Annotated in this window: 6 protein-coding genes and 2 pseudogenes; 6 read left to right on the top strand and 2 right to left on the bottom strand. The window is 64.4% G+C overall.

What is annotated here, in order from left to right; all coding sequences use genetic code 11:
- Nucleotides 1–36: 36 nt before the first annotated feature.
- Nucleotides 37–981, bottom strand: coding sequence for a hypothetical protein (locus tag CIW48_RS18990; RefSeq protein ID WP_246695321.1), 945 nt, complete (start codon nt 979–981; stop codon nt 37–39).
- A 1,424-nt stretch (nt 982–2,405) separates the two neighbouring features.
- Between CIW48_RS18990 and CIW48_RS18995 the strand changes: the two are divergent.
- The 3 genes and pseudogenes from CIW48_RS18995 to CIW48_RS19005 form a co-directional block, all read left to right on the top strand.
- Nucleotides 2,406–3,144, top strand: a pseudogene (locus CIW48_RS18995) (integrase core domain-containing protein); the annotation flags it as partial.
- Nucleotides 3,145–3,498: 354 nt separating this feature from the next.
- On the top strand, nt 3,499–9,312 hold the full coding sequence (locus CIW48_RS19000) for a HAMP domain-containing protein (RefSeq protein WP_149312153.1): 5,814 nt from the start codon (nt 3,499–3,501) through the stop codon (nt 9,310–9,312).
- Nucleotides 9,309–11,408, top strand: a complete 2,100-nt coding sequence (locus tag CIW48_RS19005; protein WP_149312154.1) for a response regulator — start codon at nt 9,309–9,311, stop codon at nt 11,406–11,408. The genes CIW48_RS19000 and CIW48_RS19005 overlap by 4 nt, the downstream gene beginning before the upstream one ends.
- A gap of 286 nt (nt 11,409–11,694) precedes the next feature.
- Here CIW48_RS19005 and CIW48_RS19010 read toward each other — a convergent pair.
- Nucleotides 11,695–11,898 (bottom strand): annotated as a pseudogene (locus CIW48_RS19010) (IS110 family transposase); the annotation flags it as partial.
- A gap of 344 nt (nt 11,899–12,242) precedes the next feature.
- On the opposite strand from CIW48_RS19010, the gene CIW48_RS19015 reads away from it, so the two are divergent.
- The 3 genes from CIW48_RS19015 (at nt 12,243) to CIW48_RS19025 (ending at nt 15,546) form a co-directional block, all read left to right on the top strand.
- Nucleotides 12,243–12,452, top strand: a complete 210-nt coding sequence (locus CIW48_RS19015) for a hypothetical protein (RefSeq protein WP_149312155.1) — start codon at nt 12,243–12,245, stop codon at nt 12,450–12,452.
- Nucleotides 12,449–15,277, top strand: a complete 2,829-nt coding sequence (locus CIW48_RS19020) for a PAS domain-containing protein (RefSeq protein WP_149312156.1) — start codon at nt 12,449–12,451, stop codon at nt 15,275–15,277. The genes CIW48_RS19015 and CIW48_RS19020 overlap by 4 nt, the downstream gene beginning before the upstream one ends.
- A 98-nt stretch (nt 15,278–15,375) precedes the next feature.
- Nucleotides 15,376–15,546, top strand: a complete 171-nt coding sequence (locus CIW48_RS19025) for a DUF3606 domain-containing protein (protein WP_149312157.1) — start codon at nt 15,376–15,378, stop codon at nt 15,544–15,546.
- Nucleotides 15,547–15,649 lie beyond the last annotated feature (103 nt).

Consider the following 15,649-nt stretch of genomic DNA (forward strand, 5'->3'; position numbering starts at 1 on the left):
CTCAGAGCGGTTCGCGGGCGAGGTCGTTTTTACCGCTTAGAATTCCATGCCGAACTTCACGCGTAAGTTTTGGCGCTCGAACTGTGTCAGGCCAAGGCCGCGCCGGGCATAGGCCGGAGCGGTGTCGCGCCCCCACGCTTGAGCCGCGTAGGCCACGGTCAGCCAGATCTTCTCGGTGAACCGGTGATGCAGGACAGGGCCGATGAGCACTGCCGCGCTCTCCAGCCGATTTAGGAAAACCCCGTCGTAGCCGCGCAAGTAGCGCACCTCCGGGCCCACGAAAGTCCCTTCCGTCACCTGCCCAACCACTGCGTTTGACCAGAGGAAGGTCGAGGATCGGTAGCCCCGGCCCGCGGAGCCCCGCTGGCGCCCGGCCGCAGGCTCGAAGCTGATGTTGCTGCCGTACCATACCCCGCCGGGCACAAGCTGCACATCGAGCTGGATGAGGCTTTCCATGTCGAACACGTTCGCGCCGTTGCCCTCGACGGGCAGGATCCGCGTGAAGCGCGGGCGCAGCTCGATAGCGAAGCCCAGTGGCTGCTCGGCCGATCCTTTCAGGAACTGGTACTTCAGCTCCGCCGAGGCGCCGTCGAAGGTGCCGAACGCCTTGTCGTCCAAGTCCGCGATGTTGCGTTGCCGACGGAGATTGCCGAAGGCGCTCAGCTCGACGCTGAACCGGTCAGCGGGGTTGAACTGGTAGGAGAACCGCGTGTCGAGTACGCGGTAGGTGGAAGGGCCCGGACCATCACGGCGCTTGCTGAACCGCGAGATGGTGTCGACCAGGACCTCCTGCTCGCCCTTCTCACCGGTGTCAGAGCCTTCGGTGAAGCCGAACAGGTGCTCCGTATCGACATCCTTCTGCCCGTCGGTTTTGCCGCGCTCCCCGCCCGAGCTGCCGCTGTTCGACGAGGATTTCGCCTTGTCATCCTTCGGCTCCTCGGCGAGCCCAGGGGCCGCAGCGAGGCTCGAGGTCAGCAACATGGCGATAGCGGATTGCGAGATGCATCTCGCCAGCAGAGCGTGCCCGATCATCACCCTGCGGCGTTCCTCGACTGATGCGCACAACGATGACTAGACGCGCAAACGGGCGCCTGCCTGTCACAGAACAGCAACGCTAGGCAAAAACGCTGCGTTGGAGGGATGAATGCGCAGGGGTGACGTAGTCGGTGGTTCTTGAGCTGTGATCAGGCCTGAGCCGAGGTCCGCTTCGGATCTGCCCACGCACGCCACCGAGTGGCTGAGATGGGCGCGTTCCAGAACGTCAGCTTGCGGGCGGCAGGTCAGCTTCTGCAGTCCATTCCGAGTTGAAACTCCTGGACGGCGAAAAGGATCGCGTTCGGGAGGCGGCAACGGCTGTCAGGACAGCTGACTTGGATGGGACGCAGAGCAGCTAGGCGCAGAACAGCGGTGTCGGAACAGTCACGCTAGAGCGGCTTCCGATGGTGACGGCTGGAATGCAGGCCACGGCACTGACGGGTGGTTTCGACTGCTCTGCCATGCGCGCAATTTCAGGTGCCGTACCTACATCCGCGATAAGCCGTGAGCGAGTGGGGCGATGACGTCCGCTCTCACGTATGGCCGCACGAAAGCCGACCGTCTGAAAACCACCGAGGCTGTGTGAAAACGCAGGCGCGTTGCGAAGCCGTAGAACAAACCTCTGCTCAGCCGCTATTTCAGCTCGCCAGAGGGCTGTTATAGTGCCCATAGGCCACCTATTCAGCCAATGCACCCCGCGGCTGAGAGGAGATTATTCTACCGCCGCCGACGATTTTCGGCGTTTTCGCACAGCCTCCACCCATGGCAGCCGATCCAGGTGGTTCGGTTCAGGTGTGAGTTTCGCAACCGGAGCGGCGACATTAGCCCCGGTTGCGCGTGGCGGGTCCTGTGGCCTCGGAATGCATGACAGGGCCCGCCACCTCGAAGGCTCGTTGATTACGGCTTGTTGGCTGGAGCCGGATTTGTCGTCGTTGCCGGAGGCGCAGGGTTTGCCGGCGCAGTGCTCGCAGGAGGCGGAGGAGCCGCGGGATTCTCGGCCTTCTTCTCGTCTTTGCAGGCCGTGAGCGCGAGCAAGCCGACGAGCGGCAGCAGATAGCGAATACGCATGAGCGTTCCTCCTGTTTGGCCAGAGTAGGCGGTGAGGAACGTCACCCGACCGCTGTTCGATCCAGCGCGCTGCGATCCCGGCCGCGATCCTGATGCTGGTTCATCATGGGTAACGCCGCGGCAAGCCGCTGCCACCGGTCCGATTTGGATGTCAGGTGAGACCATCCAAAGCGAATTTTCACAACCGAACCGATCATAGCAGGCCGGCAAGTCGGAACTGACATGACCGGCTGGCTTTGGACCGGGCTGGTTGAGAGGATCAGTCTGGACCGGAGGAGTTGGGATGACGCGCGGACAAAGGCCGCGCCATCGTTGCCCTGGCGTCCGAGTACGGGCGCTACGGCTATCGCCGCGTTACCGCGCTGCTGCAGCCAGCGGGCCGGCGAGAGGCAAGGACTAAGCCCATGGTTCGGCAAGCTCACCATGAGGACATCTGGCGTCGCGAGGGGCTGAAGGTCCCCCGGCCGACATAGGTCGCACAGGCGCCTCAAGCCGAACGACGGCTCGGGCAAGCGCCTGCGGCCGCTCCACCGCAACCACGTGTGGAGCTTCGACTTCGTGCAGGTCCGGACGCACGACGGACGAAGCCTGCGCCTCCTGACGCGGATCGACGCGCACAGCCGGGCTTGCCTCTGCTCGAAGGTGGCGCGGCCCATCAACAGCTTTGGCGTGATCGAGGCGCTGGTCGACGCGATGTGCCTGCACGGCATCCCGGAGCACATCCGCTGCGACAATGGTCCCGAGACGATCGCGAATGCGCTACGCAAACGGGTCGCCGAGGCGGGCCCACAGATCCAGTACATCGCGCCAGGACCGCCGTGGGAGAACGGTCACTGCGACGGCTTCAACGGCAAGATGCGCCACGAATGACTACGCCAGGAGATCTTCTCCTCGCTGACCGAGGCGCAGATCGTGAGCGGTCTATGGCAATCCACCTACAACCGTGTCCGACCGCATTCGTCGCTGGGCTATCGGCCGCCCGCGCCTGTCAGCTACCCAGATCTGGCCTTGCGGCTACCCTTGGCCGGCACCATGCACTAGCCTCGCAACTGGCCCGGTCCAAAATGACGGTCAGTTCAAGGCTTGATGATTTCAAGCCCGCAGGACGTCGGGTCGGTCTTCAGCTAAAGTTGACCGCCCCTAACATGCATTAAGTCCAGAGCGCGCGGCGAAAGCTAAACTGTAACGTTCGGCTGCGCGCCGCCCCGTGTCCGGTCCAGCGGTTGCTCATCGGGAAGTGCAACGTGCTGGCCCTCAATCGCGGGTCGAACGATTGGACAACCATCCTCGCTGGGCCCTATTGCTGCTGTTCGTCGTCGGTTGTTCGTCGCTGCCGCGCGCGACCCAGACGGCTGCCTCGTTGGGCATATGCATCTACCCTAAAGGTGTATCCGAATGACGCCGACCACGTCGCAGTTGGAGCCGAAGCTCCTCCTGAAGAGTCTCCGCGCGTTTCGGAAGGGCGACTTCTCGACCCGCCTGCCGCTCGATCTGACAGGCATCGATGGCGAGATCGCGGAGGCGTTTAACGACATCGTCGAGCTGAACCAAGGGCTCGCGCGAGAACTGGACAAAGTCGCGCGCGCGGTGGGCAAGGACGGGCGCATCAATGAGCGCGGCAAGCTGCCGGCGGCAACCGGCGGCTGGAACGACTGCGTCGATTCGGTCAACACGATGATCGGCGACCTCGTTCAGCCGACCACCGAAGTCGCGCGGGTCATCGGGGCGGTGGCCAAGGGCGATCTCGGACAGACCATGCAGCTCGAGATCGAGGGCCGCCCGTTGAGGGGCGAGTTCCTGCGCATCGGCAAAGTGGTCAACACGATGGTGGACCAGCTGAACTCCTTCGCCTCCGAGGTCACCCGCGTCGCCCGCGAGGTCGGCTCAGAGGGCAAGCTCGGTGGTCAGGCCCAAGTCAAGGGAGTGGGCGGCACCTGGAAGGACCTCACGGACAACGTGAATCTGATGGCGGCCAATCTCACCGGGCAGGTGCGCAACATTGCGGAGGTCACGACAGCCGTCGCCAACGGCGACCTGTCCAAGAAAATCACCGTCGACGTGAAGGGCGAGATCCTCGACCTGAAATCGACCATCAACACGATGGTCGATCAGCTCAACTCCTTCGCCTCGGAGGTGACCCGCGTCGCCAAGGAAGTGGGCTCCGAAGGCAAGCTCGGCGGACAGGCGCAGGTCAAGGGCGTCGGGGGTGTCTGGAAGGACCTGACCGACAACGTCAACATGATGGCCGAGAACCTCACCGGTCAGGTGCGCAACATCGCCGAGGTCACGACAGCTGTCGCACGGGGTGATCTTTCCAAAAAGATCACGGTCGACGTCAAAGGCGAGATCCTGGCTTTGAAGTTGACCATCAACACGATGGTCGACCAGCTGAACTCCTTCGCCTCCGAGGTGACCCGCGTGGCCCGCGAGGTTGGCACGGAGGGCAAACTCGGTGGTCAGGCCCAGGTCGAAGGTGTCGGCGGAACCTGGAAGGACCTGACCGACAACGTCAACATGATGGCCGCCAACCTCACCGGTCAGGTCCGCAACATCGCCGACGTGACCACGGCGGTGGCCAACGGCGATCTGTCCAAGAAGATCACCGTCGACGTGCGCGGCGAGATTCTGGAACTCAAGAACACCATCAACACGATGGTGGATCAGCTCAACTCCTTCGCCTCCGAGGTGACCCGCGTCGCCCGCGAGGTCGGCTCGGAAGGCAAGCTCGGCGGTCAGGCGCAAGTGCGCGGAGTCGCCGGCACCTGGGCCGATCTGACCGACAACGTGAACCTGATGGCCGCCAATTTGACGGGCCAGGTGCGTAACATCGCCGACGTGACCACCGCGGTGGCCAACGGCGACCTCTCCAAGAAGATCACCGTCGACGTGCGCGGCGAGATTCTGGAGCTCAAGAACACCATCAACACGATGGTGGATCAGCTCAATTCCTTCGCTTCCGAGGTGACTCGCGTCGCGAAGGAAGTCGGCTCGGAGGGCAAGCTCGGCGGACAGGCCCGCGTCGAAGGCGTGGCGGGCACCTGGGCCGATCTGACCGACAACGTGAACCTGATGGCGGCCAATCTGACGGGTCAGGTGCGCAACATCGCCGACGTGACTACCGCGGTGGCCAACGGCGATCTGTCCAAGAAGATCACCGTCGACGTGAAGGGCGAGATCCTGGAGCTCAAGTCGACCATCAACACGATGGTGGACCAGCTCAATTCCTTCGCCTCCGAGGTGACCCGCGTGGCCCGCGAGGTCGGCACGGAGGGCAAGCTCGGCGGTCAGGCGCAGGTCAAGGGCGTCGGGGGCGTGTGGAAAGGCCTGACCGACAACGTCAACATGATGGCCGCCAACCTCACCGGTCAGGTCCGCAACATCGCGGAGGTCACGACAGCTGTCGCCAACGGCGATCTCTCCAAGAAGATCACCGTCGCTGTCGAGGGCGAGATCCTGGAGCTCAAGTCGACCATCAACACGATGGTGGATCAGCTCAATTCCTTCGCCTCCGAGGTGGTCCGCGTCGCCCGCGAAGTCGGCATTGAGGGCAAGCTTGGTGGCCAAGCCCAGGTCCGCGGCGTCGGCGGGACCTGGAAGGACCTCACCGACAACGTCAACATGATGGCCGCCAACCTGACGGGTCAGGTGCGCAACATCGCCGACGTGACTACCGCGGTGGCCAACGGCGACCTGTCCAAGAAGATCACCGTCGATGTCAAGGGCGAGATCCTGGAGCTCAAGTCGACCATCAACACGATGGTGGATCAGCTCAATTCCTTCGCCTCCGAGGTGACCCGCGTCGCCCGCGAGGTCGGCTCGGAGGGCAAGCTCGGCGGACAGGCGCAGGTTCGCGGAGTCGGTGGAACCTGGAAGGACCTCACCGACAACGTCAACATGATGGCGGCCAACCTCACCGGACAGGTGCGCGGCATCGCGGACGTCGTCACCGCGGTGGCGCAGGGCGACCTCAAGCGGAAGCTCTCGGTCGACGCGAAGGGCGAGATCGCTGCCCTAGCCGACACCGTCAACGAGATGATCGAGACGCTCGCCACCTTTGCCGATCAGGTCACCAACGTCGCCCGTGAGGTGGGTGTCGAGGGCAAGCTCGGCGGTCAGGCCCGGGTGCCGGGTGCCGCGGGCCTGTGGCGGGATCTAACGGACAACGTGAACCAGCTCGCGGCGAACCTGACGACCCAGGTGCGCGCCATCGCCGAAGTGGCGACCGCCGTGACGAAGGGCGATCTCGCGCGCTCGATCTCAGTCGAGGCCTCCGGCGAGGTCGCCTCGCTGAAGGACAACATCAACGAGATGATCCGCAACCTGCGGGACACGACCCTCAAGAACGCCGAGCAGGATTGGCTGAAGACCAACCTCGCCAAGTTCACCCGCATGCTGCAGGGCGAGCGCGACCTCGCCACCGTGTCGAACCTGATCCTGTCCGAGATCGCATCGCTCGTGAACGCCCAGCGTGGCGTGTTCTACATGGTGGAGGATGAGGGCGGAGAGCCCGTTCTGGATCTGATGGCGAGCTACGCCTTCACGGAGCGCAAGAACCTCTCGAACCGGTACCGCCTGCGCCAGGGTCTCGTGGGCCAATGCGCCTTCGAGAAGAAGCGCATCCTCCTCACCCATGTGCCCGGAGACTACATCACGATCGGCTCGGCGCTCGGCGAGGCGCCGCCGCTCAACATCATCGTGCTCCCCGTCCTGTTCGAGCAGGAAGTCCGGGCGGTCATCGAGTTGGCCTCGTTCAACCGGTTCAGCGAGACGCATCAATCCTTCCTCGACCAATTGACGGAGTCGATCGGCATCGTGCTGAACACGATCGCCGCCAACATGCGGACCGAAGGCCTGCTCAAGCAGTCGCAGTTGCTGACCGGCGAATTGCAGAGCCGGCAGGAGGAGCTGAAGAAGACCAACGACCGCCTGGAGCTCCAGGCCGCCTCGCTGCAGCAATCCGAAGATCTTCTGAAGAGCCAGCGCGAGCGTCTGCAGCAGACCAACGAGGAGCTGGAGGAGAAGGCCCGGCTCCTTGAGATCCAGAAGCGCGAGGTCGAAGGCAAGAACCGCGAGGTTTCCGTCGCCAAGACAGCCCTGGAGGAGAAGGCCGAGCAGCTGAGCCTGACCTCGCGCTACAAGTCGCAGTTCCTGGCCAATATGAGTCACGAGTTGCGCACCCCGCTCAACAGCCTCTTGATCCTCTCGAAACTTCTCTCCGAGAACCGGGACGGGAACCTCACCGACAAGCAGCGGGAATTCGCCAAGACCATCAATGCGGCCGGGACCGACCTCCTGTCGCTCATCAACGACATCCTCGATCTCTCCAAGATCGAGTCCGGGACCGTATCGCTCGAGATCGGCGACGTGACGCTGCAGGACCTTGTCGAGAACCTCAACAGGACCTTCCGGCAACTCGCCGAGGAGCGTCACCTCGCCTTCGTCATCGATGTCGAGCCGAGCCTGCCGCGCGCGGTGCGCACGGATTCGAAACGCCTGCAGCAGGTTCTCCGGAACCTTCTCTCCAACGCCTTCAAGTTCACTGAGAACGGCAGCGTTTCTCTGAGGATCGGCTCCGCGGAGGGCTCACCGCTGCGCGCCGGGAGCCAGTGGATGGCCTTGTCCGTTACGGACACCGGCATCGGCATTGCCGAGGACAAGCAGCGGATCATCTTCGAGGCGTTTCAGCAGGCCGACGGAACCACGAGCCGCAAGTACGGTGGCACCGGCCTCGGCTTGGCGATCAGCCGCGAGATCGCCCGTCTGCTGGGCGGCGAGATCGTGGTCGAGAGCCGCGTCGGTTCGGGCAGCACCTTCACCCTGTTCCTGCCCTTCGAACCGCCTGTGCAGACGGTCCCTGCGCGTGGGGCGGAGACGTCCGAGGGGAACGGAACGTCGGCGCTGATGGGCCGGCAGCCGAACGCCGCGATGGCGCTCTCGGCCTCAGCAGACGACCGCCACGCCGTACACCCGGGCGACCATATCGTGCTCATCGTGGAGGACGACGCGATGTTCGCCTCGGTGTTGCTGGAGCTTGCGCGCGAGCGCGGGTTCAAGGGCCTGATCGCGCAGGACGGCGCGGGCGCGCTGAGTCTCGCCCATCGCTTCAAGCCGCACGCCATCACCCTCGACATCGGCCTGCCCGACATGGACGGCTGGGCGTTGCTCGACCTCCTGAAGAACGATCCGCGCACCCGGCACATTCCGATCCACGTCATCTCGGTCAACGACGAGAAGAAGCGCGGCCTGCGCGCGGGTGCGTTCGGCTTCCTGGAGAAGCCCGTGGAGCGCGAGGGCCTGATGCGGGCCCTTGAGCGCTCGAAGGAGTTCATCACCCGGCCGGTGCGTAACCTTCTGCTCGTCGAGGACGACGAGAACCAGCGCGCCAGCATCACGGCGCTCCTCAGCGAGGAAGACGTCAAGATCTTCGGTGTCGGCACGGCCGAGGCCGCGCTGGAAGCTCTGACCGGCGGCCGGTTCGACTGCGCGATCATCGATCTCGGCCTGCCCGATATCGGTGGTTCCGAACTGATCGAGCGGATCCGCGCCTCGCAAGACGGAGAGGAATTGCCGATCATCGTCTATACGGGCCGGGAGCTCACGGCCGCCGAGGAGCAGCAGCTCAGACAGGCCGCCTCGACGATCATCCTCAAGGACACGCGCTCGTCCGAGCGGCTCCTCGACGAGACCGCCCTGTTCCTGCATCGCGCCATCGCCAGTGTTCCGCTCGACGCGCAGATCCGCGTCGAGCGTAAGGACGTGGCGTCTCTCCAGGGGTGTCGAGTCATCCTGGTCGACGACGACCTGCGCAACATCTTCTCGCTCACGAGCGCCCTTGAGCAGCATGGGCTGGAGGTCCTGTTCGCGGAGAACGGGCAGGACGGCATCGCGCTGCTCAAGACCAACCCGAACATCGACGCGATGTTGATCGACATCATGATGCCCGGGATGGACGGCTACGAGACGATGCGCGCGATCCGGGCTCAGCCTGCCTTCCAAAGCTTGCCGCTCATCGCGGTGACCGCGAAGGCCATGAAAGGCGACCGCGAAAAGTGCCTTGAGGCGGGCGCGTCCGATTACGTCTCGAAGCCGATCGACATGGACCAGCTCCTCGCCGTGCTACGCGTGCAATTGGCGAGGCGTGGTGAGGTCTTAAACGGCGCCGTGCCGGTTCGCGGCGGCGCACAGGACCTTGAACGGCAAACACAATGACGGACCGACTGGATTTCCATCCGACTGGTACAGGTGCTGCCGCCGAACAGCTCGCCGATCCGGATACAATCCGAACGAAAATCCTGGTTGTCGATGACGACCAACGCAATCTGTTGGCCGCCTCAGAGATCCTTGCTAATCCGGCGGTGGATCTTGTCCTGGCAAACTCACCGGAGGAGGCCCTGCGCCGGGCCCTCCGGGATGACTTCGCCGTGATCCTGCTCGACGTGCAGATGCCGCGCATGGATGGCTATGAGGTGGCCGCGCTCATCCGCAGCCGCTCGCGCACGTCTCGTGTCCCGATCCTGTTTCTTACGGCGCACAACAAAGACGACATGCACATCTTCCGCGGCTACTCCGCGGGAGCGGTGGACTATGTGTTCAAGCCCATCCAGCCTCTCGTCTTGAAATCGAAGGTCGACGTCTTCGTCGACCTGTATCGCAAGACCGAGGAGATCAAGCGCAAGGCGGCGGCCGAGAAGCAGCTGCTCCTGGAGAACCTGCGCGTGCGCGGCGAGAAACTGGAAGCCGAACAGGCGCTGCGCAGGCAGGCGGAGCATCAAGCCGCCGTGCTGCGCGGCCTTCCCATCGCGCTCTACACCTCACCGCTCGGCTTGGAAGACCGGCGGCTTCACTTCACGAACGACAGCATCGAGCGCATCACGGGCTTTTCGCGCGAGACCTTTGCCGAATCTAGCCTTTGGGAGTCTCGCCTCGAAGCGGACGACCGGGAGCGCGTTTTGGCAGATCTGCGGACCGTGTCGAAGGCCGGCGCAGTGGCTCTGGAGTATCGCTGGCGCAACGCGGACGGCACAGAGCGGCACATCCTCGACCAGATCGCCGTCAACCGCGATGAAAGCGGCACAGCGATCGAACTTTTCGGGATGTGGTTCGACGTAACCGAGCGCAAGGAGCTTGAGCTCAGCTTGCAGCACGCCTCCAAGCTTGAGGCAGTCGGCCGTCTGACCGGCGGGATCGCCCACGATTTCAACAACATGTTGAGCATCGTGATCGGCAATCTCGACCTGATGAAAGGCTCGCTTCAGGGGAACGAGAAAGCGCTCCGCCGCGTCGAAAGTGCTATCGACGGGGCGCATCGCTGTGCAGAGCTCACCAGCCGGCTGCTGGCCTTCTCCCGGCGCTCTCCTCTGCAGCCGAGAGCGTTGGACTTCGCGAGCTTCATCCCTGGTCTGGTCAAGCTTCTTGAACGGACGCTCGGCGAGCGGATCACGATCTCCGCGAACGTGGAGGAGAACCTGCCGGAGGTCTGTGTCGATCACGCGCAGTTCGAGGCCGCCCTCATCAATCTTGCTGTGAATGCACGGGACGCGATGCCGGACGGAGGTGCGTTGGACATCTGCATCCAGCGTCGCGACGCCCCTGCGCCGGGATCCGTTGAAGGCTCCTGCTCCGTAGAGATTGCGGTTTCCGACTCGGGCACCGGGATGCCGCCCACTATCCTCGCCCGGGTATTCGAACCCTTCTTCACAACGAAGGAGGCCGGCAAGGGCACTGGCCTCGGTCTCAGCATGGTCTACGGCTTCGTACAGCAGAGTGGTGGAACTATCTCTGTCGACAGCAGCCCTGACCATGGTACCCGATTTGTTATCACATTGCCTGCGCTTCTCAGGCGGAGTTCCACGTCGAAGGAAATCGATCCGGCGACGACTGCCGGAGCTCTGCATCCGGTGAACGGCGCCGGCAAGGCCGTGCTCGTCGTCGAGGATGACGCCGAAGTTCGATCTACCGTTGTCTCAACCTTTGAGGCGCTCGCTTTCCGGGTAATCAGTGCACGGGACGGAAGCGAGGCTTTGCGCCTCCTGCAGATGGAGACTGACATCGCCCTGGTCTTCAGCGACGTTAATATGCCTGGTGCAACGAACGGCATTGACCTCGGACACACCATCCGTCAGCGATGGCCGCAAATGCCAATCTTGCTGACCTCCGGCTATCTTCGGGAAGATCAGGACACCAATGGCTTCGAGTTGCTGCAGAAGCCGTACCGCGCGAGCGATTTGGTTGAGGTTTTGCGAAATCTGCTTCGAAGCTCTCGTGGGGGGACGACTCTGGATGGCCGATTGACCGCTATCGAGTGAATATGGAGGTATGCTAGATTGCGATGTCCTGTGTGGTTGGCTCCCGCATTGCAAGTGGCGAATTGAGCTTCTGACGCGTCGGTCGGGTGCAGTCTTGTGTCCGGCCTGTCGATGCAGTCGTTCATGTTGACTGCTGGCCCTGATGGTATCCGCGAACTGGGTCCCACTCTGCTTCGCGGGCTATGACGCCCTGGACATAACGCGGGGTGTCCCGGCTCCCGGTCTGACCGGTTCGCCATCAACTCTCATCGTCCTCGCAACCTGGAAAAGTCTCCTCTGCGTGCTGTCAGGCGGCCGTGGCCGCTGGTGCGCGGGTAGTGCCGCCGCGGGTCATGATCGCCCAGGCGACCCGCGCCGTGCGATTGGCCGCTGCCACGGTCAGGACGCGCACCGGCTTGCGCTGCAGCAGCGTCGGCAGCCGCGGGTCCATCGAGGTCGGCATCGCCTTCGCGCGCCGGATCAGAGAGGTCAAGCCGACTACGAGCAGGCGGAGGACTGTCGGGAATTTCGTGTGGGGGCGGCCATAGTGGATCCGAAGGAAGTTCCCGATGGTACGACGCAAAGCACCCCGTATCCCTGGTGCGATCCTGGACCAGCTCCTGGCAGGGCCATCGGCGAATACTCCCAGATATCGTCGTCGTTACCAGGTTTGTAGAAGTCGAATTCCTTACCGGCGCTTGCGCTTCGCAACCGCAGCTTTAACCGCAACGTCCCTAACGCCGCGTTCCCGCCCGGCCCTGCTAGCGGCGTGAATCATCCTCAATCGACCGGATGGACGCTTCTATGGCGTCGCGTAAGGGAATACCTGTGGGCCGCATGTGCTAGAAGTTGCAGATGCCCGCCGAACACCCCCGCCACGTGGCCCAGATCGCCTCGCTGCCCGCTCGGATCCACGGCCCATTGGCCGCGGTGAACGATGCCCTCGCCGGCGCCCTGACCCGCATGGCCGCCCGGCCGCTTCGCGTCAGGGAGAAGAAGGGGTCGGGACAGCCCGGCTCGACGGCCCGACTGTCCGCGGGCCCTGGGACCGGCCAGGGCCGATGACGTCGAACCCTTCGCTGTTCGCGGGCGGCGGCGTCATGGGCGCGTTGATGCGCGACCGTGACTGGTCGACGACGTCCCTCGGACCTCGGGAGCACTGGCCGCACTCACTCATAGTCCTGATGCGCGTCATGCTCAGCTCGCGCCAGCCGATGTTCATCGCCTGGGGCGCCGACCGCACCCTGGTCTATAACGACAGCTACGCGCCCATGCTGGGCGCCCGGCATCCGGCCGCTCTGGGCCGCCCGTTCTTCGAGACCTGGCCTGAGGTCCGGGACGAAGTCGGGTCGCTGATGAACCGCGTGTTCGCGGGCGACCCGGTGCATATGGACGACCTGCAACTCACCCTGCACCGGAACGGCTACCCGGAAGAGGCCCACTTCGCATTCTCCTACACGCCGGTGCCGGGGGAAGACGGTTCGGTCATCGGCTTGTTCTGCGCCTGCACGGAGACGACCCGGCAGGTCCTGACGGAGCGCAAGGCCGCATCCGAGCGTCAGCGGCAGCAGGCCCTGCTCCAGCAGATGCCTGGGTTCGTGGCCGTGTTGCGCGGCCGGGAACACGTGTTCGAATACGTCAACGACGCCTACATCGCCGTCGCCGGCGAACGGGATTACCTCGGTCGGACCGTCCCCGAGGTGTTCCCGGAATTGCGCGACCAAGGCTTCTTCGAACTGCTCGACCGCGTTTACGCGACCGGCGAGGCCTTTGCCGCCCGCACGGTGCCGATCCGGTTCACGGATGGGGACGATCGCTATCTCGACTTCCTGTACCAGCCCGTCCGTGACGAGACCGGGACGGTCGCGGGCATCTTCGCGGGCGGTTACGAGGTGACCGAGCAGGTACGCTCGCGGGCCGCCCTGGCCGAGAGCGAGAGCCGCTACCGAACCCTGTTCGAGACCATCGACGTCGGGTTCTGCATCATCGAGATGAGGTTCGATGATGCGAACGAAGCCGTCGACTACCGCATCACCGAAGCCAACCCGGCCTTCGAACGGCAGACCGGCGCGAACGTGATCGGACGATGGGTCAGCGAGTTCGCGCCCAACCTCGAACGCCACTGGCTTGAGACCTACGGACGTGTCGCGCTGACCGGCGAGCCCGCGCATTTCGAGAACTGGGCCGAGGTGTTCGGGCGCTGGTTCGACGTCCGCGCGCTCCGCGTGAGCGACCCCGCCGCCGGCCGGGTCGCGGTGTTCTTCACCGATATCTCCGAGCGCAAGCGCATGGAGGAGGAGCTGCGCGTCCTCAACACCAAGCTGGAGCGGCAAGTCTCCGAGCGCACGGCGGAGCGCGACCTCCTTGCCACCATCGTGGAACGCACCGACGTCATGGTGATGGCGGCGGATCTCGCCTACAACATCCTGGCCATCAATAAGGCCAACGCCGACGAGTTCGAACGCATCTACGGCGTTCGTCCCAAGGTCGCCGACAACATGCTCGACCTCCTCGCCGATCAGCCCGAGCACCAGGCCCAGGTCCGTGCCGGTTGGGGGCGGGGCCTCGCCGGGGAAGAGGTCACCATCGTCGAGGATTACGGCGACCCTGAGCGTGTTCGTCCCTACTACGAGATCAACTTCCGGACCCTGCGCAACGAACACGGCGAGCGCATCGGCTGCTACCAGTTCGTGACCGACGTCACCGAGCGCCTGCGCGGCCAAGCCGAGCTCGCGCTGGCGCAGGAGGCTCTACGGCAGTCCCAGAAGCTAGAGGCCGTCGGGCAATTGACCGGGGGCGTGGCGCACGACTTCAACAACCTGCTGACCATCATCCGCTCGTCGGTGGACTTCCTGCGCCGGCCCGACCTGCCGGAGGAACGCAAGGGCCGCTACCTCGACGCGGTCTCCGACACTGTGGAACGGGCGGCCAAGCTCACCGGCCAGCTCCTCGCCTTCGCCCGCCGTCAGACGCTCAAGCCCGAGGTGTTCGACGTCGGCCAGAGGGTGCGCGGCATCGCCGACATGCTCGACACGGTCACGGGCGCCCGGGTGCGGGTCATGACGGAGGTGCCGGACGACCCCTGCTTCATCCGTGCGGACCTGAGCCAGTTCGAGTCGGCTCTGGTCAACATGGCGGTGAACGCGAGGGATGCCATGGAGGGCGAGGGCACGTTGATCCTGCGGCTGGCCCGCGGCGCGACGCTTCCCGCGATCCGCGGCCATGCCGGCTCGAGGAACCCTTTCGCGGCCATGTCGCTGACCGACACCGGCGCGGGCATCCCGGCCGATCAGCTCGGCCGGATCTTCGAGCCGTTCTTCACCACGAAGGAGGTTGGACGGGGTACCGGGCTCGGCCTGTCCCAGGTGTTCGGCTTCGCGAAACAGTCCGGCGGCGACGTCGACGTACGCAGCACCCTCGGGGTAGGCACGACGTTCACGCTCTACCTGCCGGAGGCCGCGGCCGAGGACCGGCCGGAGGGGACCCCGCGCCCGGATGAGGGTCCGGCTCCGCTCGGGGCCGGCCAGTGCGTTCTCGTGGTGGAAGACAACGTCGGGGTCGGCCAGTTCGCGACCCAGATCCTGGAAGACCTTGGCTACAAGACGACCTGGGCGGCAAACGCCGAGGAGGCGCTGGACCGGCTCGGGCGGAGCGGCAACGGGTTCGACCTGGTGTTCTCGGACGTGGTCATGCCGGGCATGGGCGGCGTGGCCCTCGCCAAGGAGCTGCAGCGTCGGCTGCCGGCGCTGCCGGTCGTGCTGGCTTCCGGCTACAGCCACGTGCTCGCGCAGGAGGGCACACACGGGTTCGAGCTCCTGCAAAAGCCGTATTCGGCCGAGCAACTGGGCCGCATCCTGCACCAGGTTCTCGGACTTCGGTCCAGGCGCTGATCCGCGCACGACGCGGCAACGAACCTCCAGGCGCTGCGTTCTGCCCACACACCAGCAACAGCATCAGAGCGTGTCCGCCGGGACACGGCATCATACCCATGGCCGAAACGCATGGAGATCGTCCGGAGCGCTCCCACCTCGATATCTGGGACCGCCCCGCCCGCGAACGGTTCGCCGCCCGCATGGACGTGAGTGACGAGAAGTTGCGATGCGCGATCCGCATCGTCGGCTCGCGCATCGCAATACTATCCTCCTGCCTCAAGATTTGACGTCGTACTGTTCCTGATGAGCCAGACCAGGGCCCAGTAGATCCAGGGGCCAGTAGATCGGTCTCCTGATGACGGGGCGCCGAGATCCCTCTCCGGTGATCCT

The organism is Methylobacterium sp. P1-11, assembly GCF_008329595.1.
Classification (GTDB): domain Bacteria; phylum Pseudomonadota; class Alphaproteobacteria; order Rhizobiales; family Beijerinckiaceae; genus Methylobacterium.